23 protein-coding genes are annotated in these 21,800 nt (G+C 46.1%); 13 read left to right on the top strand and 10 right to left on the bottom strand.

Annotated features, from left to right (window positions below):
* Window positions 1–143: 143 nt before the first annotated feature.
* Window positions 144–1,127, bottom strand: coding sequence for a porphobilinogen synthase (hemB, locus tag L5M10_RS17670; protein WP_263166459.1), 984 nt, complete (start codon window positions 1,125–1,127; stop codon window positions 144–146).
* 351 nt (window positions 1,128–1,478) lie between these two features.
* On the opposite strand from hemB, the gene tsaB reads away from it, so the two are divergent.
* The 7 genes from tsaB (at window position 1,479) to rnd (ending at window position 8,300) form a co-directional block, all read left to right on the top strand.
* Window positions 1,479–2,192, top strand: coding sequence for a tRNA (adenosine(37)-N6)-threonylcarbamoyltransferase complex dimerization subunit type 1 TsaB (gene tsaB, locus L5M10_RS17665; RefSeq protein WP_219252692.1), 714 nt, complete (start codon window positions 1,479–1,481; stop codon window positions 2,190–2,192).
* Window positions 2,193–2,298: 106 nt separating this feature from the next.
* Window positions 2,299–2,613, top strand: a complete 315-nt coding sequence (locus tag L5M10_RS17660; protein ID WP_006081355.1) for a hypothetical protein — start codon at window positions 2,299–2,301, stop codon at window positions 2,611–2,613.
* The gene (locus tag L5M10_RS17655) at window positions 2,606–3,334 is read left to right on the top strand and encodes a M50 family metallopeptidase (RefSeq protein ID WP_263166455.1); all 729 of its coding nucleotides are present in this window, start codon (window positions 2,606–2,608) and stop codon (window positions 3,332–3,334) included. The genes L5M10_RS17660 and L5M10_RS17655 overlap by 8 nt, the downstream gene beginning before the upstream one ends.
* A 210-nt stretch (window positions 3,335–3,544) precedes the next feature.
* Entirely contained in the window at window positions 3,545–4,357 is an 813-nt protein-coding gene (locus tag L5M10_RS17650) for a class I SAM-dependent methyltransferase (protein WP_263166453.1), read from the top strand.
* Between the two features lie 21 nt (window positions 4,358–4,378).
* Window positions 4,379–5,242, top strand: coding sequence for an alpha/beta fold hydrolase (locus tag L5M10_RS17645; protein ID WP_198572731.1), 864 nt, complete (start codon window positions 4,379–4,381; stop codon window positions 5,240–5,242).
* A gap of 204 nt (window positions 5,243–5,446) precedes the next feature.
* Window positions 5,447–7,120, top strand: a complete 1,674-nt coding sequence (gene fadD / locus L5M10_RS17640) for a long-chain-fatty-acid--CoA ligase FadD (RefSeq protein WP_263166450.1) — start codon at window positions 5,447–5,449, stop codon at window positions 7,118–7,120.
* A gap of 70 nt (window positions 7,121–7,190) precedes the next feature.
* Window positions 7,191–8,300, top strand: a complete 1,110-nt coding sequence (gene rnd / locus L5M10_RS17635; RefSeq protein ID WP_028760194.1) for a ribonuclease D — start codon at window positions 7,191–7,193, stop codon at window positions 8,298–8,300.
* A gap of 92 nt (window positions 8,301–8,392) precedes the next feature.
* On the opposite strand, the gene minE is transcribed toward rnd, so the two are convergent.
* Genes minE through minC form a run of 3 tightly spaced genes read right to left on the bottom strand, consistent with a single transcriptional unit; the run spans window position 8,393 to window position 10,155 of the window.
* The gene (gene minE / locus L5M10_RS17630) at window positions 8,393–8,650 is read right to left on the bottom strand and encodes a cell division topological specificity factor MinE (RefSeq protein ID WP_028760193.1); all 258 of its coding nucleotides are present in this window, start codon (window positions 8,648–8,650) and stop codon (window positions 8,393–8,395) included.
* Between the two features lie 2 nt (window positions 8,651–8,652).
* On the bottom strand, window positions 8,653–9,462 hold the full coding sequence (gene minD, locus L5M10_RS17625; protein ID WP_006086391.1) for a septum site-determining protein MinD: 810 nt from the start codon (window positions 9,460–9,462) through the stop codon (window positions 8,653–8,655).
* A gap of 27 nt (window positions 9,463–9,489) precedes the next feature.
* Complete coding sequence (minC, locus tag L5M10_RS17620) at window positions 9,490–10,155, bottom strand: septum site-determining protein MinC (RefSeq protein WP_006086392.1); 666 nt, start codon at window positions 10,153–10,155, stop codon at window positions 9,490–9,492.
* 122 nt (window positions 10,156–10,277) lie between these two features.
* Between minC and L5M10_RS17615 the strand changes: the two genes are divergently transcribed.
* The gene (locus tag L5M10_RS17615) at window positions 10,278–10,556 is read left to right on the top strand and encodes a YcgL domain-containing protein (protein ID WP_028760191.1); all 279 of its coding nucleotides are present in this window, start codon (window positions 10,278–10,280) and stop codon (window positions 10,554–10,556) included.
* Window positions 10,557–10,699: 143 nt separating this feature from the next.
* On the top strand, window positions 10,700–11,140 hold the full coding sequence (locus tag L5M10_RS17610; RefSeq protein ID WP_131525467.1) for a YcgN family cysteine cluster protein: 441 nt from the start codon (window positions 10,700–10,702) through the stop codon (window positions 11,138–11,140).
* A gap of 174 nt (window positions 11,141–11,314) precedes the next feature.
* Here L5M10_RS17610 and L5M10_RS17605 read toward each other — a convergent pair whose 3' ends face one another.
* Window positions 11,315–12,835, bottom strand: a complete 1,521-nt coding sequence (locus tag L5M10_RS17605) for a methyl-accepting chemotaxis protein (protein WP_105253108.1) — start codon at window positions 12,833–12,835, stop codon at window positions 11,315–11,317.
* A gap of 469 nt (window positions 12,836–13,304) precedes the next feature.
* On the opposite strand from L5M10_RS17605, the gene pheS reads away from it, so the two are divergent.
* The 4 genes from pheS (at window position 13,305) to lpxM (ending at window position 18,034) form a co-directional block, all read left to right on the top strand.
* Complete coding sequence (pheS, locus tag L5M10_RS17600; RefSeq protein WP_006081368.1) at window positions 13,305–14,288, top strand: phenylalanine--tRNA ligase subunit alpha; 984 nt, start codon at window positions 13,305–13,307, stop codon at window positions 14,286–14,288.
* Window positions 14,289–14,303: 15 nt separating this feature from the next.
* A complete protein-coding gene (gene pheT / locus L5M10_RS17595; protein WP_263166447.1) occupies window positions 14,304–16,691 on the top strand; it encodes a phenylalanine--tRNA ligase subunit beta in 2,388 nt (795 codons plus the stop codon).
* A 3-nt stretch (window positions 16,692–16,694) separates the two neighbouring features.
* The gene (gene ihfA, locus L5M10_RS17590) at window positions 16,695–16,991 is read left to right on the top strand and encodes an integration host factor subunit alpha (protein ID WP_006081370.1); all 297 of its coding nucleotides are present in this window, start codon (window positions 16,695–16,697) and stop codon (window positions 16,989–16,991) included.
* 104 nt (window positions 16,992–17,095) lie between these two features.
* A complete protein-coding gene (gene lpxM, locus L5M10_RS17585) occupies window positions 17,096–18,034 on the top strand; it encodes a lauroyl-Kdo(2)-lipid IV(A) myristoyltransferase (RefSeq protein WP_263166445.1) in 939 nt (312 codons plus the stop codon).
* 155 nt (window positions 18,035–18,189) lie between these two features.
* On the opposite strand, the gene hypA is transcribed toward lpxM, so the two are convergent.
* From hypA to hypB, 5 genes are all read right to left on the bottom strand, one after another.
* Complete coding sequence (gene hypA / locus L5M10_RS17580; RefSeq protein ID WP_028760186.1) at window positions 18,190–18,543, bottom strand: hydrogenase maturation nickel metallochaperone HypA; 354 nt, start codon at window positions 18,541–18,543, stop codon at window positions 18,190–18,192.
* Window positions 18,543–19,559, bottom strand: a complete 1,017-nt coding sequence (hypE, locus tag L5M10_RS17575; RefSeq protein WP_263166443.1) for a hydrogenase expression/formation protein HypE — start codon at window positions 19,557–19,559, stop codon at window positions 18,543–18,545. The genes hypA and hypE overlap by 1 nt, the downstream gene beginning before the upstream one ends.
* Window positions 19,552–20,691, bottom strand: a complete 1,140-nt coding sequence (hypD, locus tag L5M10_RS17570) for a hydrogenase formation protein HypD (protein WP_263166441.1) — start codon at window positions 20,689–20,691, stop codon at window positions 19,552–19,554. Before hypD ends, hypE begins: the two co-directional genes overlap by 8 nt.
* 62 nt (window positions 20,692–20,753) lie before the next feature.
* Complete coding sequence (locus L5M10_RS17565; RefSeq protein WP_028760183.1) at window positions 20,754–20,999, bottom strand: HypC/HybG/HupF family hydrogenase formation chaperone; 246 nt, start codon at window positions 20,997–20,999, stop codon at window positions 20,754–20,756.
* On the bottom strand, window positions 20,999–21,796 hold the full coding sequence (gene hypB, locus L5M10_RS17560; protein ID WP_263255676.1) for a hydrogenase nickel incorporation protein HypB: 798 nt from the start codon (window positions 21,794–21,796) through the stop codon (window positions 20,999–21,001). Before hypB ends, L5M10_RS17565 begins: the two co-directional genes overlap by 1 nt.
* Between the last annotated feature and the right edge of the window lie 4 nt (window positions 21,797–21,800).

Genomic DNA, 21,800 nt, shown 5'->3' with positions numbered 1-21,800 from the left:
AGGGTGTTAAATACAAAGACGCCACCAATAAAGGTGGCGTTTTTTATGGGGTTTCTAAAATGCAAAACCTAGTTGTTCTCTTAACAAGCCGCTTAGCTATCGGTTTCACGATTAGCGTAACTTTTGATTAGCTACCGACGCAACTATCGGCTTTCAGTTAACCATTGGGCGTATTGTTTGGTGTAATAGCTGACAATCAAATCTGCACCCGCCCGCTTTAAGCCGATAAACGTTTCAGTCACCACAGCACGCTCATCCAACGCGCCCGCAAGGGCGGCAAATTTAATGCCCGCATATTCACCGCCGACTTGATAGGCGGCGAGTGGCAAGTGGGTTTCTTGTCTTAAACGGCTGAGCACATCTAAGTAGGGGGTGCCGGGTTTAACCATCAGGATATCGGCGCCTTCGGCTTCATCTAATGAGGCTTCTAACAGGGCTTGACGACCATTAGCATAATCCAGTTGATATCCCTTGCGATTTCCACTGAGTTCACAATCGACCGCGGCTCTAAAAGGACCGTAGAAGGAAGAGGCGAATTTTGCCGAGTGGGCCAGAATCGCCACATGCTCAAAACCTGCGGCATCGAGCCCTTGGCGAATGGCTTTCACTTGACCGTCCATCATGGCCGATGGTGCTAACATATCGGCGCCCGCTTTGGCGGCCGTTATCGATTGCTTAACTAAATTTTCGACTGTGAGGTCGTTGCAGACTTCATTATTGTGTACGACGCCGCAATGGCCGTGATCTGTGTATTCACAAAAACAAATGTCGGGGATCACCATCATCTCAGGCACGGTAGCTTTAATGGTGCGCACCATACGGGCGAGTAAACCATTGTCGTCCCATGTATCGCTGCCCTTATCATCTTTAGTGTGGGAAATCCCAAAGGGCATCACATAGCGGATCCCTAGGGCGTAAAGCTCGCGAACTTCATCCGCCAGTGCGCTCTCAGGTAAACGGCTGATGCTAGGTAGCGTGGAGATGGGCACGGCATGGGTGATGTGCTCTTCAATGAACAGGGGATGGATAAGATCGCTCAGCGAAATATGGGTTTCGCGCAGTAGATCGCGCATTGCTTCTGAATTACGTAAGCGTCTTAGGCGACGCAATGGAGGCGTGTTTAACATGAAATGTCCTTATCGAAGGCGGGTTAAAGCAATCGTACAATACTAAGGGAATGGCAAGGGATAAATTCGTCCCTTACTTTTGTGCTCTGACAATCAAAGTTGAAAAAGTTTCCCCAAGCGAGCGATATTCATTAATGAGTTTATTGATCATTGACTTAGATCACATAAATCCATCTCGTCCAGATTTGCGACTGAATATCATGCGAGCGCTATTTTAGCTGAGTTGCTTGCTTAGTCCTTTGTTTTCGGGCATTTGATGTTATTATTTGCGCCAGTTTTCTCATGGCATATTCGCGCAATACAGATTATGTAAATTTGATGCGAAATCTTGCCCGCTAATCCGGTTTTGAAATGACAATAACACATGAACACTCTGCTTGTATTCTTGCCTTAGATACTTGTACCGAATCCTGCTCAGCTGCGCTGCAATATCAAGGTCAGATTTATGCTGAACTTGCCGATGCGCCGCGTGAACACAGTCAACGTCTGCTGCCTATGGTCGATTCAGTGCTCAAGCAAGCAGGCATTCGCTTAGATAAAGTGACTGCGATTGCTTACGGACGAGGCCCTGGCAGTTTTACGGGGATCCGCATCTGCACTAGCATGACGCAAGGTCTGGCACTGGGGTTAGATTTGCCTGTGATTGGTATTTCAACCTTAGCGGCAATGGCACAAATGGCGATTAGCGAGCATCAAGCCGAGCAAGTTTTGTGCGCCATTGATGCGCGCATGGGCGAAGTGTATTGGGGCCAGTTTGTGGCCGTTGACGGTATTGCAACGCTTGTCGGTAAAGAAGTGGTCAGTGCGCCTGCGGACGTACTACTTCAGCTCGATACTCAAGCGCCAATTGTGGGCTGCGGCACAGGTTTTGATGCTTATCCCGATTTGCTGGCACTCGGCAAGGGGATTTTAGCTCTCGAGGCCGTGAAATATCCCGATGCAAAGGCTATGCTGATATTGGCTGAAGCAGGCATAAAAGCTGGACTGACAACCTCGGTCGATGAGCTTGAACCTGTGTACTTACGTGATACAGTCACATGGAAAAAGTTACCCGGCCGTGAATAAGCTGTTCTTTGCCTGAGTATCTGCGATAGAATCTCAGGCAATTAATGCTAAGCATTCTTTACGATGAATGGCTTAACGATGAATAGTGCAAACTTAAGGCTTCTTGATGCAAGTTAATGTGAATCAAATGAGTTTGACGAATGCTGTAGCGAGTAATAGACCCGCTATCGCTCAGGGGCTGACTGCGCCTGAATCGTCACGCCCAGTGATTGAGCAAGATGCCGTCGAAGCCCTTAGTTTAGAAACTCAGCCTAAAAGTAAAAGTGCAGCGGGAAATTTACAGTCAAGGCTCGGCGCCCACCTCGAGTATGAGCAAGATACTCGCGGCCATCAGGGAGCGATTGCCCAATATTTACAAACCCAACATGCCGCCAAACGCGATGAAATTCAGCAAATGGTGGGTGTGGACTTGTATGCTTGAGCATCAAAAAACGTCTTCTAGTTCAACCTCGCGATTTTCCTCTTCTAAATTAACGGGTTTAGCCGCCAGTGGTGTGCCAAGCCGTGGTTTGTTTATTATCGAGCTAGTTTTAGCTTTATTGATAACTCGAATTCCCTATTTGAGCGTGCCGTTTAAATGGCTTGAAAGCTATTTTCATGAACTGTCCCATGCCATTGCAACGATTTTAAGCTCGGGCGTGGTCAGCCATATTCAGTTGTTTCCAAACGGCGCAGGATTTTGTTTTAGCCAAGGCGGCTCGCCGATGTTTATTGGCTTTGCTGGGTATTTTGGTGCAGCCTGCTGGGGATATTTAATCTATTTATTAGCGACTTGGCCAAAGGGGATCCGCGTGAGTTTTGCCTTGCTAGGTGCCTTAGTTGTGCTAAGCGGCTTGCTTTGGGGCAGGGATATTCTCACGTTAGCGATTTTAGCTGTGCTGACTATTATTTTGTTGTTACCGCTTAAACTCAGTCAAAACAAAATGTTGACTCAGTTTTTGCGTATTATTGGCTTGATGATCATGCTTAATGCACTTGCGAGTCCGACAGTGTTGCTCGGGCTTGATGGTCAAGGTGATGCAGTGATGTTGGCCGAGCGTTCTTGGATCCCCGCGTGGATTTGGGTGGGACTTTGGTTATTAACCAGTGCCTGCGCTTTGTATTTTGCGTGGCGCCGCGTAGATAATGCCGCAAGTCGTTAGTTCTCAAGCTTGTTTAATGCCTCAGTCGTCTAGTGTTTTCCCCATCGTTTTTCTGCTTTGAACTTTGTTGATTTAGGTAAAGGTGATTTTGCTCATCACTTTGAGCTATAACCACTTATGTCGCTTAAAGCTTAGTTTTCCGACTTCTATTCCTTGGATTTTTGGCCATTGGCTGCTAGGTTAAGCCTTCGGTATCCATGGAGAATTACAATGAAAAAAGTCACCTTAGTTGCCAGTCTGCTGCTTGCTGGTTTATGTTCGAGTGTTACCTATGCCGATGAAAGCTTAGATAAAGTCTTAAAAAGCGATTTTCGTCAGGCTAAAAATGCCAGTCGTGACGTTTATCGTCATCCCGCTGAAACCTTAACTTTTTTTGGCATTACCCCAAAACAGACTGTGATTGAACTCTGGCCGGGTAATGGCTGGTACAGTGAAATATTAGGGCCTTATCTTGCTAAAGAGGGCCAATATATCGCAGCCAGTTTCGAAACAGCTCCTGCAACAGATACTCCCGGAAATCGTTATCGCGCGAACGCGGGTACTAAGTATGCTACGTGGATGACGGCCAATAAAGACGTCATGGGCAATGCTAAGATTGTTACCTTCGATCCTCCACATAAGATGGATTTAGGCGCTGACGGTAGTGCTGATCTGGTCTTAACCTTCCGAAATCTACATAACTGGGCATCGACAGATCAGCTGGAAAACGTGTTTGCCGCGTCTTATAAAGTGTTGAAGGACGGCGGTATCTTTGGCGTGGTAGAGCATAGAGCTAACGAAGGAATGAACTTCAGCACTGGCTATATGGATCAAGCGGCTATGGTTGCTTTAGCCAAAAAAGCAGGTTTTACCTTAGTTGAAAGTGCAGAAATCAATGCGAACCCCAAAGATACGAAAGATTACGCCAAAGGTGTTTGGACGCTACCGCCCTCTTTTGCCTTGGGTGATACCGATAAAGAAAAATACCAAGCGATCGGTGAAAGTGACCGTATGACACTTAAATTTGTCAAAAAATCATCTTAATTACCTGACATCAGAGGCATTATGTGGCAATCTTTCGCCCCCAAAAATCAAATCGAATTTGTATTACCTCATATTACGGTCGCGGGCCGATTATGGGGGGCGAAGGATAAACCTTTATTGCTTGCCTTACATGGTTGGTTAGATAACGCCAACAGTTTTGAACCCTTAGCAGCGCATTTACTCGATTATCAAGTGCTCGCCATTGATTGGCCAGGACACGGCTTTTCTGCACATAGGCCGGGACACTATCCGCTGCATTGGATTGATTATTTGTATGATTTAGACGCGTTGTTAACGGTATTACCGCAAAAGCCAGCGGCAATGATTGGGCATTCGCTTGGCGGTATTATTGCCTCTGCTTATACGGCGACGTTTCCCGAAAAGGTTAACAAGCTGGTATTGATTGAAGCGTTAAGCCCCTTGTCTGAGTTGCCAACGCAAGCTAAGGCGCGATTGAAAAAAAGCTTCTATCAGCATGAGAAGTATTTAACTCAGAAGCATGGGCAGGCAAAGATTTACGACAGTATAGATACTGCGGTGCGGGCGAGGGCACATTTAACAGGACTTGCCGAACCTTGGTGTCGTTTGTTGCTCGATCGTAATATGCAGCCCGAAGGTGATGGCATAGGTTGGCGTAGTGATCCTCGATTAAGATTAGATTCACCCCAACGATTAACCTTCGCCCAAGTTGATGCCTTGATGCAGGACATCAATGTTGAAACCTTATTAATTTGTGGCAAACAGGGATTTAGCCAGTTGCAGAGCGCGATACCTAAGGCCAGAACGTGGTTCAAGCATTTGTCTGAACACATAATTGAGGGCGATCATCATGTGCATATGGACAATGCCGAAGGCGTTGCACGTTTGATCCGCAAATTCGTTTAATAGGTTGCTTATATGGGTATAAAAAAGACGCTAGGTTTTTTGTTTTTTTTATGTGATGATGATCAAAATTAAAACGCTCGTATGATTTATGACGAGTAAATCAATAACTATAAAATGTAAGCCGGTATTTTAACTCGGTATTTATCGAGTCTTGACGCTTGTATGGATATTGTTTCCGCAGTTGTGGGGATTTAGGAGAGAGTAGTGGATCAGCCTTGGATTAATCATTTGCCAGAAGATGTGCCTGCTGAAATTAATGTGGAACAATACTCATCGCTTGTCGACATGTTCGAGACAGCGGTGGCTAAGTATGAAGATCAACCTGCATTTATCAACATGGGTGCCACGCTAACCTACCGTAAATTGGAAGAACGCAGCCGAGCATTCGCTGCGTATTTACAAAATGAATTAAAGCTTGAAAAGGGCGACCGTGTCGCTTTGATGATGCCAAACCTGTTGCAGTATCCCATTGCACTGTTTGGTGTTTTGCGTGCAGGTATGGTGGTTGTTAACGTTAACCCACTTTATACACCGCGCGAGCTTAAACATCAGTTGATTGACTCTGGCTCTAAAGCCATTGTGGTGGTGTCAAACTTCGCCCGCACTTTAGAAGAAGTGGTTGATCAAACTCCCGTTGAAAGCGTGATTATCACCAGTTTAGGTGATCAATTAAGTGCACCAAAACGTACCTTAGTGAACTTTGTGGTGAAGTACATCAAGAAGTTAGTGCCAAAATACGATTTACCCCATGCCTTATCAATGCGCGATACCTTATCAACGGGTCGTCGCATGCAATACATCAAACCTGAAGTCACTAACGATGATTTAGCGTTTTTACAATACACAGGTGGCACCACTGGGGTCTCTAAAGGCGCTATGTTGACCCATGGCAATATTGTCGCAAACGTATTGCAGGCCGATGGTGCATATTCTCCCGCTTTAAACGATGGCAGTGAGTTTGTCGTAACGGCCTTGCCGCTGTATCACATCTTCGCCTTGACCGTGAATTGCCTGCTGTTTTTGCACAAAGGAAGTCAGAATTTACTCATCACCAATCCTCGCGATATCCCAGGATTTGTGGCTGAGTTGAAAAAGTACCCTTTCACCGCATTAACTGGGGTAAATACCTTATTTAACGCTTTAGTGAACAGTGATGATTTTTCCCAGTTGGATTTCTCACGCTTAAAACTCTCTATCGGTGGCGGCATGGCGGTACAAAAAGCCGTGGCGGATAAATGGCAAACCATTACTAAAACCCGTTTACTTGAAGGTTATGGTCTGACGGAAGCCTCACCCTTATTAACCTGTTGTCCATATAACTTAGACGGTTATAACGGTTCAATTGGTTTTCCTGCCCCTTCGACACTGATCCAAATCCGTAATGATGACGGCAAGGTATTAGCCCAAGGCGAAACCGGCGAGCTTTTTGGTAAAGGTCCTCAGGTGATGAAAGGCTATTGGCAACGTCCTGAAGAAACCGCCAAAGTGATCGACACTGACGGCTGGTTAGCCACGGGCGATATTGGTTACATGGATGAGAAAGGTTTCTTCTATATTGTCGACCGTAAGAAAGACATGATCTTAGTATCAGGCTTTAACGTATTCCCTAACGAAGTCGAAGAAGTGGTTGCACTTCATCCAAAAGTGATTGAAGTGGCTGCCGTTGGTGTGCCAAACGACGCCAGTGGTGAGTTAGTGAAGGTATTTGTGGTGGCAAAAGATAAATCTTTAACCGCTGAAGACATCATTAAGCACTGCCGTATTCATTTAACGGGATATAAAGTGCCGAAGCTGGTAGAATTTAGGGACGAGTTACCTAAAACCAACGTGGGTAAAATCTTGCGACGAGAGCTTAGAGACGAAGCTAAGCGCGCGTAAGATTGAAGCCGGCATTTGCCGGCTTTTGTTTTTATGGACTGTGATTGACCCACAGGATCTGGAGAAGAATTTGTCAGCGTTTCAATATGTGAGTGATGAAGCAAGCCTTAATGCCCTCGTTGCCCAATATAAACAGAGTAAGATACTCGTGTTAGATACCGAGTTTGTTCGTACTCGTACTTATTATGCCAAGTTAGGTTTGATCCAAGCCTATGATGGTAAAACCTTAGCTTTGATTGATCCGGTGGCTTTACCAGATTTAGCCCAATTTTGGGCGCTGTTATCGGACCCGAATATCGTTAAGCTAGTGCATTCCTGCAGTGAAGACTTAGAAGTTTTTGCCCACTATGGCAAATGTCAGCCTACGCCTTTGTTTGATAGCCAAATTGCCGCCTCTTTGTGTGGTATGGGCCATGGTGTAGGTTATGCCAAGCTGGTTGAAACTTGCCTTGGTGAAGTGATCGATAAAGGTGAGTCGCGTACAGATTGGATCCGTCGTCCTTTAACGGAAGCCCAGTTAAGCTACGCCGCCAATGACGTCCTGTATTTGTATCAGCTCTATCCTCAACTGGAAGCGAAACTCAGCGCCCAAGGGCGTTTAGCTTGGTTATACGAGGAAGGGGAAAGGATGACTCAGGGCAGGCTTGCCGATCCTGATCTTGATACAGCTTATTTGAAAGTGAAAAATGCTTTTCAACTCACTGAAATTCAATTGGCTTACCTTAAAGTGCTCGCCAAATGGCGCCTTGAAAAAGCCTTAGTCCGTGATTTAGCCTTAGGTTTTGTGATCAAAGATCATGGTCTTATTGCATTAGCGAAGAAGCAACCTAAAACTTCGGCTGACTTGTTTAAGCTCAATGACTTGACCGAACAGGAAAAACGCATCCACGGCAAAGATTTATTACGTGTGCTACAAACTGCGGATTTGGTTAATTTACCCGAGTTAGTGGATGTATTGGCGTTAAAATCAGGCTACAAATCGGCCTTTAAAGCGATTAAAAGCTGTTTGGTCGAATTATGCGAAAAGCATGATGTGCCGCAGGAAATGCTCGGTTCTAAACGTCATATCCATGAGTTTTTGCAATGGCGTTGGGATAAGCAACAAGGGGATTTACCGGCAGTGTTATGCGGTTGGCGAGGGGAATTGGCAACTGAGGCTTTAGCAAAGCTTGAGGTCTAGTGCTTAATATTTCGTACTTGAAGCTATCGCTGAAAAACATCCACATCAAAATGTCATCTTCAATTGAAGATGACATTTTTTGTGTCATCGACTTATCTGTCAGGCAAAGTGACGTTAAGCTCGAGTACCGACAGGTTGGCGTCGTTTTGATCTAACTGCACAGAAACTTGATCATCAGAAATCGGCACATATTTGCGAATAACGGCAATGATCTCTTGTTTCATCTGTGGGAAATAATCGGGAGTGTCCCTTTGTCCACGTTGATGAGCCACGATGATCTGTAGGCGCTCTTTTGCCATTACCGCAGTGCTAGGCTTTTTCTTGCTTTTGAAATAGTCGAGTAAAGACATAATTAGCTACCAAATATCCGTTGTAAGAAACCTTTCTTTTCTTCCGTAATAAAGCGTACTGGTACATCTTCACCCAGTAAGCGTGCGACTGTATCACTGTAGGCTAAACCTGCATCACTTTCTTGGTCGATAATCACAGGTACGCCTGAGTTAGAGGCTTTCAGTACAGATTGTGACTCAGGAATAACGCCGAGTAGCTCAATGGCCAGAATTTCTTGAACATCGTCAACACTCAACATTTCGCCCGATTTTACACGGCTCGGTGAATAGCGAGTCAAGAGTAAATATTCTTTTATCGGCTCTAGATTCAGTTCTGCGCGGCGTGATTTGCTTTGCAACATACCTAAAATACGGTCTGAGTCGCGCACTGAGCTGACTTCTGGGTTCGTGGTCACAATGGCGATATCGGCAAAATACAATGCCATCATAGCGCCTTGCTCAATCCCTGCGGGAGAGTCACACAGAATAAACTCAAAGTCTTTGGCCAAATCGTCTAAAACACGGCCAACACCTTCTTTGGTCAGTGCATCTTTATCACGGGTTTGTGAAGCGGGTAAAACGAATAACTTATCGCAGCGTTTATCTTTGATCAGCGCTTGATTTAAATTGGCTTCACCATTGATCACATTAACGAAGTCATAAACAACACGACGCTCGCAACCCATGATCAAGTCTAAGTTTCGTAAACCTATATCGAAATCAATAACGACTGTCTTGTGTCCTTGCATGGCAAGACCGGTCGCAATTGCAGCACTCGATGTGGTTTTACCTACGCCGCCTTTACCTGAAGTGACAACAATAATTTGTGCCATGTTTCTCTCTATCCTTTGTTCTGCCATTTAGAGGGGCAATGATTCAACCATAAGCGACTCACCGTTTAGGCGAATGCAGCCGCTTTTATCTGAGCTATGTTGTTGTAGATTTTCAGCGAGCCAATATTGCCCTGCTATTGAAACGAGTTCGGCCTCCAGAGAGTGGGCAATGATAACGGCGCTGGTATCGCCAGCGGCGCCTGCCATGGCTTTCCCTCGTAATGCGCCATAGATATGAATGCTACCATCTGCGATGACTTCTGCGCCATTGCCTACCGCACCAAATATGATTAAATCACCATTTTTTGCATAGACTTGTTGGCCTGAACGAATATTTTGCTTCACTATCTTAGTTTGGCGCGGGGCTGGCGGCGGGGTACTACTCTGTTTTCCCGCTTTGACTATGGCAAGGCCTAAGTCTTTTGCCTGTTTACTGAGTACGGTTGTCGCGCCCGTTATGCCAACAATCACTAATTGACGTGAGATCAGCAGATCCTTTAACGCACTTAAATTCAAGCTGTCGTGCTGAATGGCACTCAGATTGACGACTAAAGGAGCACCCAGAAAAAACTGAGGAGCCTGTGCCAATTTATGGTCTAATTCAGTCATGACAGCTTGTAAATCGCTGCTATTAATATGAAGCACTGAAAGAGTAAAAGAAGCGCCTTTTAACTCTAAGCTAGGTTTTGACATCCCGGCACTATTCTCCAGAAATCATCAGTCGGTTCGCTGATTTTACAATTAAATTACTAGGCGACCATGTTATAGTGTGCCCCATTGACTGGCAAGTTTGAACTATTGGATATTTGATTCTTATGCTATGTGCCGTTTATAAAAGTAGCCGAAAGGCTGATACTTATTTATTTGTGAAGAAAAGAGATTGTTTTGACGATGTTCCAGTGCCTTTGATGGAAATGTTTGGCGTGCCAAAGTTGGTGATGGTGTTTCCTATCGCTAAACGCGACGCGTTAGGAATGGCAGATATACATAAAGTCAGAGCAGCCATGGCAGAAAATGGCTTTTATTTACAAATTCCGCCACCTCAGGTGAATTTATTGGCTGAGCATAAGCTAAGTCTTGGGATCAAAGATTAACTTGGTAGCATCAAGACGCTGCTAATGAGCTCTGGCGCGTCAAACCACACTCGTTAATCTCAGTGGCATTGCGTATCTGACGACAAATTAGTGTAAAATAGCCCGCATTGAGCGGGTTTTTTATTAAGAAGATATAGTTAATCATGGCATTTTGGCAGAGTAAAACATTAGCGCAGATGAGCACAACCGAGTGGGAATCCCTGTGTGACGGTTGTGGTAAATGTTGTTTAAACAAGTTGATAGATGATGAAACCGAAGACTTGTATTACACCAATGCAGCTTGCCTTTTGCTCGATCATCAAACGGCAGGCTGTCAGCATTACAGTGACCGTTTCACCCATGTCCCCCAATGTACAGTGATCACGATTGATAATATCCATGAGTTAACTTGGTTGCCCGACAGTTGTGCCTATCGCCGCCTAGCGGCAGGGCGTGAGCTACCGAGTTGGCATCCGCTGCTCACAGGCTCCAAAGAAGCGATGCATTTAGCGGGTATGTCGATCCAAGGCAAGGTGGTGGATGAAAGACGCGTGAAGGATATTGAAGATCATATCGTGCTATGGCCACTTAAAGACGTGGATTAACAGACGTGAATTCATTTTGCCGTAGCGTTATCGATTGAAAATTAACTTATTAATTGAAACGACACTTGTTGATTGGAAAGTGACCGTCAGAATGAAAACAACAAGGGAGCGATTATCGCTCCCTTGTGCATTTTGGGTGTTAAGTGAATTTAAATTCCATCAAATAATGCTCGACTAGATTTTTAATCCCACCATCAACTGATCCAGTTGCCCCGCTGTTGCTTGCAGCTCATCGCAACCTGAAACCGACTGGTTGGCCGATTGCTCCACATCGTGTGATTGGTTGCGAATTTCCATTAAGTTAGTCGCAATCTCGTTGGCCACTGCCGACTGCTCTTCGGCCGAGGTCGCAATTAGCACACTCATTTCAAACACTTTGTTGCTGTGGTGGGCGATAAACTCTAAGTCTTTACCCGTTTGCAGTACGTGTTGTTTACCTTCATTAGCTTGATTCACAGTACGTGACATCACTTGTGTCAGATTGCGAGTACCCGATTGAAGTGATTCGATCATGGTTTTGATTTCAACCGTTGCGGCCTGAGTTCTCCCCGCTAAAGTACGTACCTCATCGGCCACCACGGCAAAGCCACGACCTTGTTCACCGGCGCGTGCCGCTTCAATTGCCGCGTTGAGTGCCAGTAGGTTGGTTTGCTGGGAAATCGCATTAATGGTTGACACCACTTCATCAATTTTACTGGCGTTGTCATTGAGTACACCCACCGCATTTGAGGCCGCGGAGATCTCATCCGATAACACGTCAATAGCTTTGACTGTGGTTTCAATATCTTTCCCGCCCGCGCTAACCTGTTGATTGGCTTCTTGGGTTTCGGCTGAGGATTGTTCGGCATTGCGGGCAACTTCTTTCACTGCGGCAGTCATTTCTTCCATTGCCGTCGCTAAGGAGTCCAGATGTTGTCTCTGGTTTACCGCCAAGGATTGACCTTGCTGCGCTGTGCTACGAAACGATGATACAACTTCGCGTATTTTAGCGGTCGATTCTGCGATTTGCTTGACTAAGGTATGTTGACGTTCTACCAAGGTATCTATGCTGATGGCTAAGATACTGAACTCGTCTTTTACTTCGAAGAAGTTTAAACGCCCCGTTAAATCACCCGATGCGGCCCGTTTTAATGCCATCACTGTCGTATAAAGTGCGCCGCCTACGAAGGTTGAAATGTAATAGCTGAACAAAAATAGCACAAACAAGAGTGCCGCCATTAGGCCATAAACCAGCAGGTTATCGTTGGCGAGCAAGGCATCAATTTCTTTGCTGTCTAGGGGAATAATCGTGATCAGATTTTGATCGTTAACCCGACTCACAGCTCTAGGTTGCTTACCGCTATCATCAATACCACCGCCACTGCGAGCGATGGATTGCGCTTTGCTATCGGCTTCATTTACCGAAACAATGCTGACATTACCTTCAATTTCGCGACTAAGTTGATTAAGGATAGTTTGGCGTTCTTGCTCTGGTAGTTTGTTATATAAGCTGCCAGTGACTTGGTTAATTTGTTGTGAAGCATTTTGCAGACTGTTGAGCTGTCCTTGAATTAAGGTTTGCTGGGATTGGTTATCTAGGAAAAGCGCCAGTCCAACAATCATCAACATAGGAACGATAGAGAGAATAGCGAATTTAGTTTTTAAGGTCATATGGATAAGATATTGATCTATCCAGCGAAATTTTACTTCTTTCATGAGTGCCTCGATAAAATGGGCCATAAACCGAATTTATATCGGTCAGTTTGCCATAGACTTTATAGTTTTCTGTTTTGTAACGATTTATATGGTTAATGTAGTCTAATTGCAGTCATTATTGTGTTGTTTGCTGCAATTTTGGCAAGGTACAGGTGTGAGTTTACAGTTTAGTTACAAATGCTGCTAGTGGCTGAAAGCGGAAGTTGTTTACGTCAGAATCGAGGTTTGGGTTTCCCCTTGAGTAAAACTCAGGCTCCAAACTGGGGTAACACATGAATTTGCATGATAAAAACCCCCAATAAGCCCTAGTAATATGCCGCTCGCTCGCGTAAAATTTCTATCCTTTTATTTCGTTATAGCTAGCAAAGCGTCTGGCATTAACGCCCGATAACCTGAGCACCCAAATAGCCTGAAAGTTTGGCGCCCATAGCACTTGTTTATCAAGCGCGACTATGCAGTGGAAGAGAAAATGCAGCAGTTAACTGAGATCGTAGAACAAGCCTTAGTCATTATTGACCAGGCCAGTGATCTAAAAGCACTGGATGATATCCGTGTCGATTACCTTGGTAAGAAAGGTAAGATCACCGACATGATGAAAATGATGGGTAGCTTAAGCCCTGAAGAAAAGCCAGCCTTTGGCCAAGCGGTCAATGATGCTAAACAGGCGATTCAACAAAAATTAACTGAGCGTATCGATGGTCTGAAAAGTTCGGAATTGGAAGCCAAATTAATCGCCGAAAAGATTGATGTGACTTTGCCAGGCCGCACCCAAGAGATCGGTGGCTTACATCCTGTGACTCGAACCATTGAGCGCATCGAAACCTTTTTCGGGGAATTAGGGTTCTCGGTAAAGCAGGGGCCTGAAATTGAAGATGATTTCCACAATTTCGACGCACTGAATATCTCTGAGCACCATCCTGCGCGTGCTGATCATGATACCTTTTATTTCAATCCTAAACTGATGCTGCGTACCCAAACTTCGGGCGTGCAAATCCGTACTATGGAAACTGAAAAGCCACCATTACGCATTATTTCTCCTGGTCGTGTTTATCGTAACGATTACGACCAAACTCACACGCCTATGTTCCACCAAGTGGAAGGGTTGTTGGTTGATGAGCATGTTAACTTTGCTGAATTGAAAGGCATTTTGCATGACTTCCTGCGTAATTTCTTCGAAGAAGATCTGCAAGTGCGTTTCCGTCCATCTTACTTCCCATTCACTGAACCTTCAGCGGAAGTGGACGTGATGGGCAAAAATGGTAAATGGCTAGAAGTGCTTGGCTGCGGTATGGTACATCCGAATGTGCTGCGCAGCGTTGGCATAGATCCAGAAAAATACTCTGGTTTTGCTTTTGGTATGGGTGTCGAGCGCTTAACTATGTTGCGTTACGGCGTAAACGATTTACGTGCGTTTTTCGAAAACGACCTACGTTTCCTGAAGCAATTTAAATAACGGAGCTGTAATAGCATGAAATTTAGCGAATCTTGGCTTCGTGAATGGGTAAACCCTTCAGTCAGCCGTGAAGCATTATCCCACCAGATCACTATGGCCGGTCTCGAAGTCGATGACGTTGAAGCCGTAGCTGCCGATTTTAGCGGTGTAGTGATTGGTGAAGTGGTTGAGTGTGGTCAGCATCCCGATGCCGATAAACTGCGCGTGACCAAAATCAACGTTGGTGGTAGTGAACTTATCGATATCGTCTGCGGTGCACCAAACTGCCGTCAGGGTCTTAAAGTGGCCGTGGCTATGGTTGGCGCCGTATTACCTGGCGATTTCAAAATCAAGAAAGCCAAGCTGCGTGGCATGCCATCAGAAGGCATGTTGTGCTCTTACAGCGAGCTTGGCATTAACGTCGAAAGCGATGGCATTATCGAATTGCCATTGGACGCGCCACTTGGCACTGATATCCGCGACTATCTGCAACTTAATGATGCCGTTATCGATGTAGACTTAACGGCTAACCGTGCCGATTGCTTAGGTATGGCAGGTCTTGCCCGTGAAGTGGGCGTGTTAAACCGCCAAACAGTGGTTGAGCCACAGTGGCAAGCCGTCACGGCAACGACAGATGCAAAGGTCACGATTAACGTTAACGCGCCTGCTGCGTGTCCACGTTACTTAGGCCGTGTGGTTAAAAACGTCAATGTGAAAGCGCCTACGCCATTATGGATGCAGGAAAAACTGCGCCGTAGCGGTATTCGCTCTATCGATCCCATCGTAGACATCACTAACTTTGTGTTGATTGAATTCGGTCAACCTATGCACGCTTTCGATCTTGCCAAGTTAACGGGCGATATCCAAGTGCGTTTAGGCACTGGCGAAGAGAAAATCACTCTGCTTGATGGCAGCGAAGTGACCATCCCAAGCGATACCTTAGTGATCGCCGATGATGTGCGTCCATTAGCCCTTGCTGGTGTGTTTGGCGGCGAATATTCAGGCGTGAGCGACACGACCCAAGACATACTGCTTGAATGTGCGTTCTTCGCGCCGCTTGCCATTATGGGTAAGTCACGTCGTTTAGGTTTGCATACAGATTCATCACACCGCTTTGAGCGTGGTGTTGACCCTGAGATGCAACACAAGGTTATCGACCGTGCTACGCGTTTAGTACTGGATATCTGTGGCGGTGAAGCTGGCCCTGTAGTTGAGGCTAAATCAGAGGCTGATTTACCCAAACCTGCACAAATCGTTTTACGTCGCAGCAAGTTAGATCGAATTTTAGGTCACCATGTACCTGATAGCGATGTCGTTGAAATCTTACAACGTTTAGGTTTTAGTGTGGTTGTTGGCCAAGATAGTTGGCAGGTCACTACCGCGACTTATCGTTTTGATATGGCGATTGAAGAAGATTTGATCGAAGAAGTGGCCCGTATTTACGGTTATAACAATATCCCGAATACGGCGCCTGTTGCTGCGCTGCGTATGTCAGATCATAAAGAATCTGACTTAAGCCTAAAACGCGTGCGTGCCTTATTGGTCGCTCGTGGTTTCCAAGAAGCGGTAACCTACAGCTTTGTCGATCCAAAACTGCAAAATCTGGTTCATCCTGGTTTAGACGCTATGGTGTTACCAAACCCAATTTCCAGTGAAATGTCGGCCATGCGCCTGTCAATGTTCACCGGTTTATTGGCCGCCGTTGGCTACAACCAAAGTCGTCAACAGAGTCGCGTGAGACTTTTTGAAACTGGCCTGCGCTTTGTTCCTGATATCAATGCAGAATCCGGTATAAGACAGCAAGCAATGCTCGCTTGTGTCATTACTGGGCTCCAAAATGATGAACATTGGGCTATGGAATCGAAAACTGTTGATTTTTTCGACCTTAAAGGTGATTTAGAAGCAATTATCGGCTTGACAGTTTCCGCATCAGAATTTAGCTTTAGAGGAGCGACGCATTCTGCTCTCCATCCGGGGCAATGTGCTGAAATATTGAGAAATGATCGAGTGATCGGTCATATAGGTGCAATCCATCCTAGTTTGGAGAAGCCTTTTGGACTCAATGGTAAAACCATCGTTTTTGAGTTGGAATTGGATGCTTTATTGCATACCAGTTTGCCGCTAGCCCAAGCTGTATCTAAGTTTCCAGCTAATCGTCGTGACATCGCAGTCGTAGTAGATGAGAGTGTATCTGCAGGTGATGTAATGAAATTGATAAGAAAAGTTGGCGAAAATCAGTTGGTTGGCATAAACTTGTTCGATGTATACTTAGGTAAAGGTGTTGAACCTGGCAAGAAGAGCCTGGCGATAGCACTTACATTACAAGACACTACTCGTACGCTTGAGGAAAAAGAGATTGCTGAGACCGTTGGTTCAGTCGTTTCTGCCCTTAAGTCCGAGTTCAACGCATCGTTGAGGGATTAAAGTATGGCACTTACCAAAGCCGAAATGGCAGAACATCTTTTTGAAACACTCGGAATGAACAAACGTGTCGCCAAAGAGATGGTTGAGTCGTTCTTTGAAGAGATTCGGGGCGCACTTGAAAGTGGTGAGCAGGTCAAGTTATCTGGCTTTGGCAACTTTGACCTTAGGGACAAGAATCAAAGACCGGGAAGGAACCCAAAAACAGGCGAAGATATCCCAATTTCTGCTCGTCGTGTCGTGACTTTCCGTCCCGGCCAAAAGCTGAAAACTCGTGTAGAAGCAGCAAACACGGGTAAGTAATTTCGTTTGTTTGATGGGAAAGCCACTCCTTAGAGAGTGGCTTTCCTGTTTATTTTTTCGTGCAATATCTCCATTATTTCTATCCACTGTCTGAGGTGAATTCTTTGTCAAGACAGCCCAAACATTTCGACCGTCGCTTTAAACTCGCCTTATTACACCCTAGATACTGGGCCACTTGGTTAGTGATTGGTCTATTAGTGATTTTCGGACTCATGCCCGCATGGCTGCGTGATCCCATAGCAAGATTATTGGCAAAAATAGTGATGCCAATTGCCAAAAAGCCCATTAGCGTTGCCAGAGCCAACTTAAGGGCGTGCTTTCCTGAGCAATCCACCGCCGAGATTGAAGTGTTAATCCGTGAGAACGTGCAAAACTTCGTTTTGGTGTTGTTAGCACAGGGCGAATTGCTGGTGCGCTCAAAAGCGCATTTACGTCGTCGAGTTAATTTAATCGGCTTTGAACATGTGACTAAAGCGCAGGCCGCGGGGCAACCGATCATTTTTATCATGCCCCATGTGTGGCCAATCGATTATGCTGGTTTACGCCTTAACCTTGAGTTGCCTATGGTGACTATGGCCAAAGCCCATAAAAACGGGTTATTCAATTGGTTTAGTAATCGTGTACGCAGCAGTTGTGGTGGCCATGTGTATATGCGCGAGGCGGGCATTCGGGCGTTATTGGCTGAGCTTAAGCGCGGTAACAGTTTCTTTTATCTTCCCGATGAAGACTTAGGTCCTGAACAAAGCGTGTTTGCGCCTTTTTTAGGCACAGTGAAGGCAACGCTACCTGTTGTTGGGCGTTTAGCGCAGGCGGGGAATGCCCAAGTGCTGCCAGTAAAGATTGGCTACAATCAAACCTCACGCCAATTTGATCTCACTGTGATGACGGCCGTTGCGCCTGAAGACATGGTGGGCAAAGAAAATGAGGCGTTGGCACTGAACAAAGTGGTCGAGCAAGTTATCTTAGCTTACCCAGAGCAGTATATGTGGTTCCTGCGCGTTCTCAAGACGCGCCCAGAGGGTGAAGCTTCTATCTACAGCTGATGTAGCGTGACTGAAATAGTGTGGTTTAAAATGGCTTTGAGCTCTGTGTGCTCGAAGCCATTTTTGTGTTGAAGAGCGTTCTTTATTGATAGCATTCTTTATTTATAGAGCGTTTTATCAATAGCGTTGTCGTTAACAATACGTATCGTGGATGATTAATCCTCGTTCTGCTCCATCTCAAGTTGCATCAGTAACATATCTTCGCCATCGAGTACGCGAGTACGAAAGCTTTGACATGCAGGGCAGACGACCGTGCGCTCACTCAGTACGGATTCAGTCTGGCAGTCTTGGCAAAGTATCACTAGCGGCTGAATTTGCATATTGAGTAGGGCTTCTTTGCAAATCCCATCGAGCTTGAACGTATCGAAGGCCGTTTGTAGCAGGCTAGGTTCAACCCCGCTCATGACTCCCAGTTTGATATCCACTCGGGTGATTTTATCGGCATGATTGGCCAGCGCGTGCTGTTCGCATTGCTCAATCAGGGCACTCACAATCGAATATTCGTGCATCAGCAAATCCTTGGCAGCAGTTCACCTTGGGGAAGATCGAGATAACGCTTAGTATTCCAAGGTGTTCTTAGCACGACTTTCCCCACTAAATCATCACTCACAGTACCGATAATCGCTGCATGCTCACAGCGCCCAAAGCGTTGCATGATCTCGAGCGCACCTAAGGCGATGTCGTTGGGGACGGCGAGGATGAAAGTGCCTTCGTTGGCAAGATCCATGGCTTCGAAACCATAGAGTTCGCACAGACCTTTGACTTCATCGCTTACGGGAATACTGGCTTCATTTACTGTGATACCAACATTGGAGGCGACAGCCCATTCGTTCAGCACCGCCGATAAGCCGCCGCGTGTCGCATCGCGCATCGCATGAATGGGAATATTGGCGGCGATCAATTGCTCGACTATGGGCCAGAGCGTCGCGCAGTCACTTTGTAATGCTGATTCGAGCGTGAGTCCTTCACGCGCCATTAAAATCGCTGCACCGTGGCAGCCGATATCACGGGAGACAATAATGGCATCGCCCACGGTGACATTCGCCGCGGAAATATTGGGACGCAAGATACGACCAATGCCTGAGGTATTAATAAATAAACCATCGGCGCACCCCTTGGGTACGACTTTAGTGTCGCCGCAGACAATCCGTGCACCACTGTGTTTTAATTCTTTCGCCATACTGCGGACAATCGTCGTTAAATCATTGATAGAAAAGCCTTCTTCTATGATCACACTGCAACTCAAATACTGAGGTTCTGCGCCCATCATAGCGAGATCGTTGACTGTGCCTGCGATGGCGAGCTTGCCGATATCACCGCCGGCAAAAAATAAAGGGGATACGGTGAAAGAGTCTGTGGTAAAGGCATTAGCACCGTGCAAATCGAGTTTAGCAGCGTCTTCTTCGCTGCGAAGGATTGGGTTATCAAACTCGGCAAAAAACAGATCACGGATCAGTTTATTCATTTCTTTGCCGCCACCGCCGTGGCTGAGTTGAATGGATTTATCTTTAAGCGTATCAGCCATGATGTGGTTCCTTGATATCGATACCTTGATAGCGGTAATAGGCATTGCAAGCACCTTCGGAGCTGACCATGCAACTGCCTAAGGGCGTTTCGGGATTGCAGCCGCGGCCAAACACTTTACAGTCCTTTGGTTTAGCAAGCCCACGAAGAATATCACCACACTGACAGGCTTTATGATCGTCAATTGCCTTCACGGGTAGGCGGTCTTTAAAGCGCAGTTCGGCGTCTCTGTGGGCATATTCGGGTTTAAGCTGCAGCGCTGAATTGGGGATTGGGCCTAGTCCACGCCAGCGAAATTGCGGTCTGACATTGAAGAATTGATTTACTTTGGCCTGCGCCGTGAGGTTGCCGTCCTCCGATACTGCGCGGCTGTATTGGATATCGAGCTCCGCTTTACCCGCGGCTTTTTGGCGCACAATCCGTAAAATCGACTCCATCACATCGACGGGCTCAAATCCTGCGACCACTACGGGCGTGCCATAGTTTTCGACTGTGCTGCGATAGATTTTTGCGCCACTGATCACGCTTACATGGGCTGGGCCGATAAAGGCGTTGACCCTCGCTTTTGGGTCGTGCATCACGGCATCAATTGCGGGTGGCACTAATACATGATTGATATGAAACAGTAGATTTTCGAGTTTTTCTTGTTCGGCCAGTTGTAACAAAATTGCTGTCATTGGGGTTGACGTTTCAAAGCCAATGGCGAAGAACACTACGGTTTTATCAGGATTATCGCGGGCAATTTTGAGCGTATCTAAGGGATCGTAAATTGGGCGAATATCGCAGCCCTTGGCCCTAAAACTGGCTAAAGAGCCTTGAGAACCAGGCACGCGGATCATATCACCCAGCGTAACAAGAATAACATTTTCTTGGGAGGCAAGCGCCGCGGCTTGGTCAATGCGCTCTTTAGGCATAATGCACACTGGGCAGCCAGGACCATGGATAAATTCAATATTATCCGGCAGTAAATCTAGCAAGCCGTATTTCATAATCGTATGAGTATGGCCACCACAGACTTCCATGATATTGATTTGTTGCTTAACCAATTTAGCGGTTAACTGAATATCCCGTGCTAAATTGGCAATCGTTTGGGGATCGCGAAAGCCTTGATAGAGGTGTCTTAGTTCAAGCATGCTTTTTCCTCGGTGCACTCGATAGGGGTGCGCCTTGCGACTTAATCCTGCACTGCTGATGGTCAGTGTATGGCTTCATTTTCAAGCTTAGTGACGATTTCTTTATATAGATCAATGCTTTGCTGCGCATCTTCCTTATCGATTTTGTTCATCACAAAACCAATATGGATAAGTACATAGTCGCCAATTTCCAGTGGCTCATTCATTAAATGACTGCTGACATCGCGGCGCACGCCTAAGGTGTCGACTGTGACGCTCTGGCGCTCAATATCGACCGCCACCACTTGGGAAGGTATGGACAAGCACATTATTGTGCACCTCGAATGTTGTCTTTAAGCCAAGCGGCTACTGCCTGCATGGAGTCGCCATCTTTAATTGAGACTTCAATAATTTGAGTTGCTGGATTGAGTTTTTTAAGCTGCGCTCTGGCTTCGTCCATCTTGAAATCAAAATAGGGCAGTAGATCGCACTTAGTGATAAAAACTACATCGGCGCGGCGGAACATCACAGGATATTTTTCAATCTTATCATCGCCTTCTGGCACTGATAGCAGCACGATATTTTTGTGAGTGCCCACATCATAACTGGCTGGGCAGACGAGATTACCGACGTTTTCGACAAAGCAAATATCGAGTCCTTCAAGCGGCAGATGATGTAGGGCACCGTGCACCATAAAGGCGTCGAGGTGACAGGCGCTGCCCGTTTGAATTTGATAGGCCTTAATGCCTTTAGCGATGAGGCGGTCAGCATCGCGGGAGGTTTCTAAGTCGCCCTCGATCACCGCATAGTTGAGCTGCGTGTATTCTTTGAGATTTTCTAATAGGGTGGTTTTGCCACTGCCCGGGCTACTCATGATGTTGAAGGCCGTGATGTTATGTGCCTCAAAGTGGGCGCGGTTATGTCCAGCTTCGACATCATTTTTATCTAAAATTTTGTTGATGACTGACAAGGTTTTTTTATCGTTTAACTGAGGATTTGTGTGTAACTCTTGATGGCTATGCTCATGAGTATGTGAATGGTCATGATTATGCTCATGGCTATGGGCATGCGCGCCTAGATGATCATGGTCGTGGCGGGTAAGGGAGCAGCCGCAGTCTTTACACATTTTA

Origin of the sequence: Shewanella sp. SM32, assembly GCF_025654235.1 — a bacterium.
Taxonomy (GTDB): Bacteria; Pseudomonadota; Gammaproteobacteria; order Enterobacterales; family Shewanellaceae; genus Shewanella; species Shewanella oncorhynchi.
Note: the sequence above shows the minus strand (reverse complement) of the source record. Positions and strands in the feature narration are given on the sequence as shown.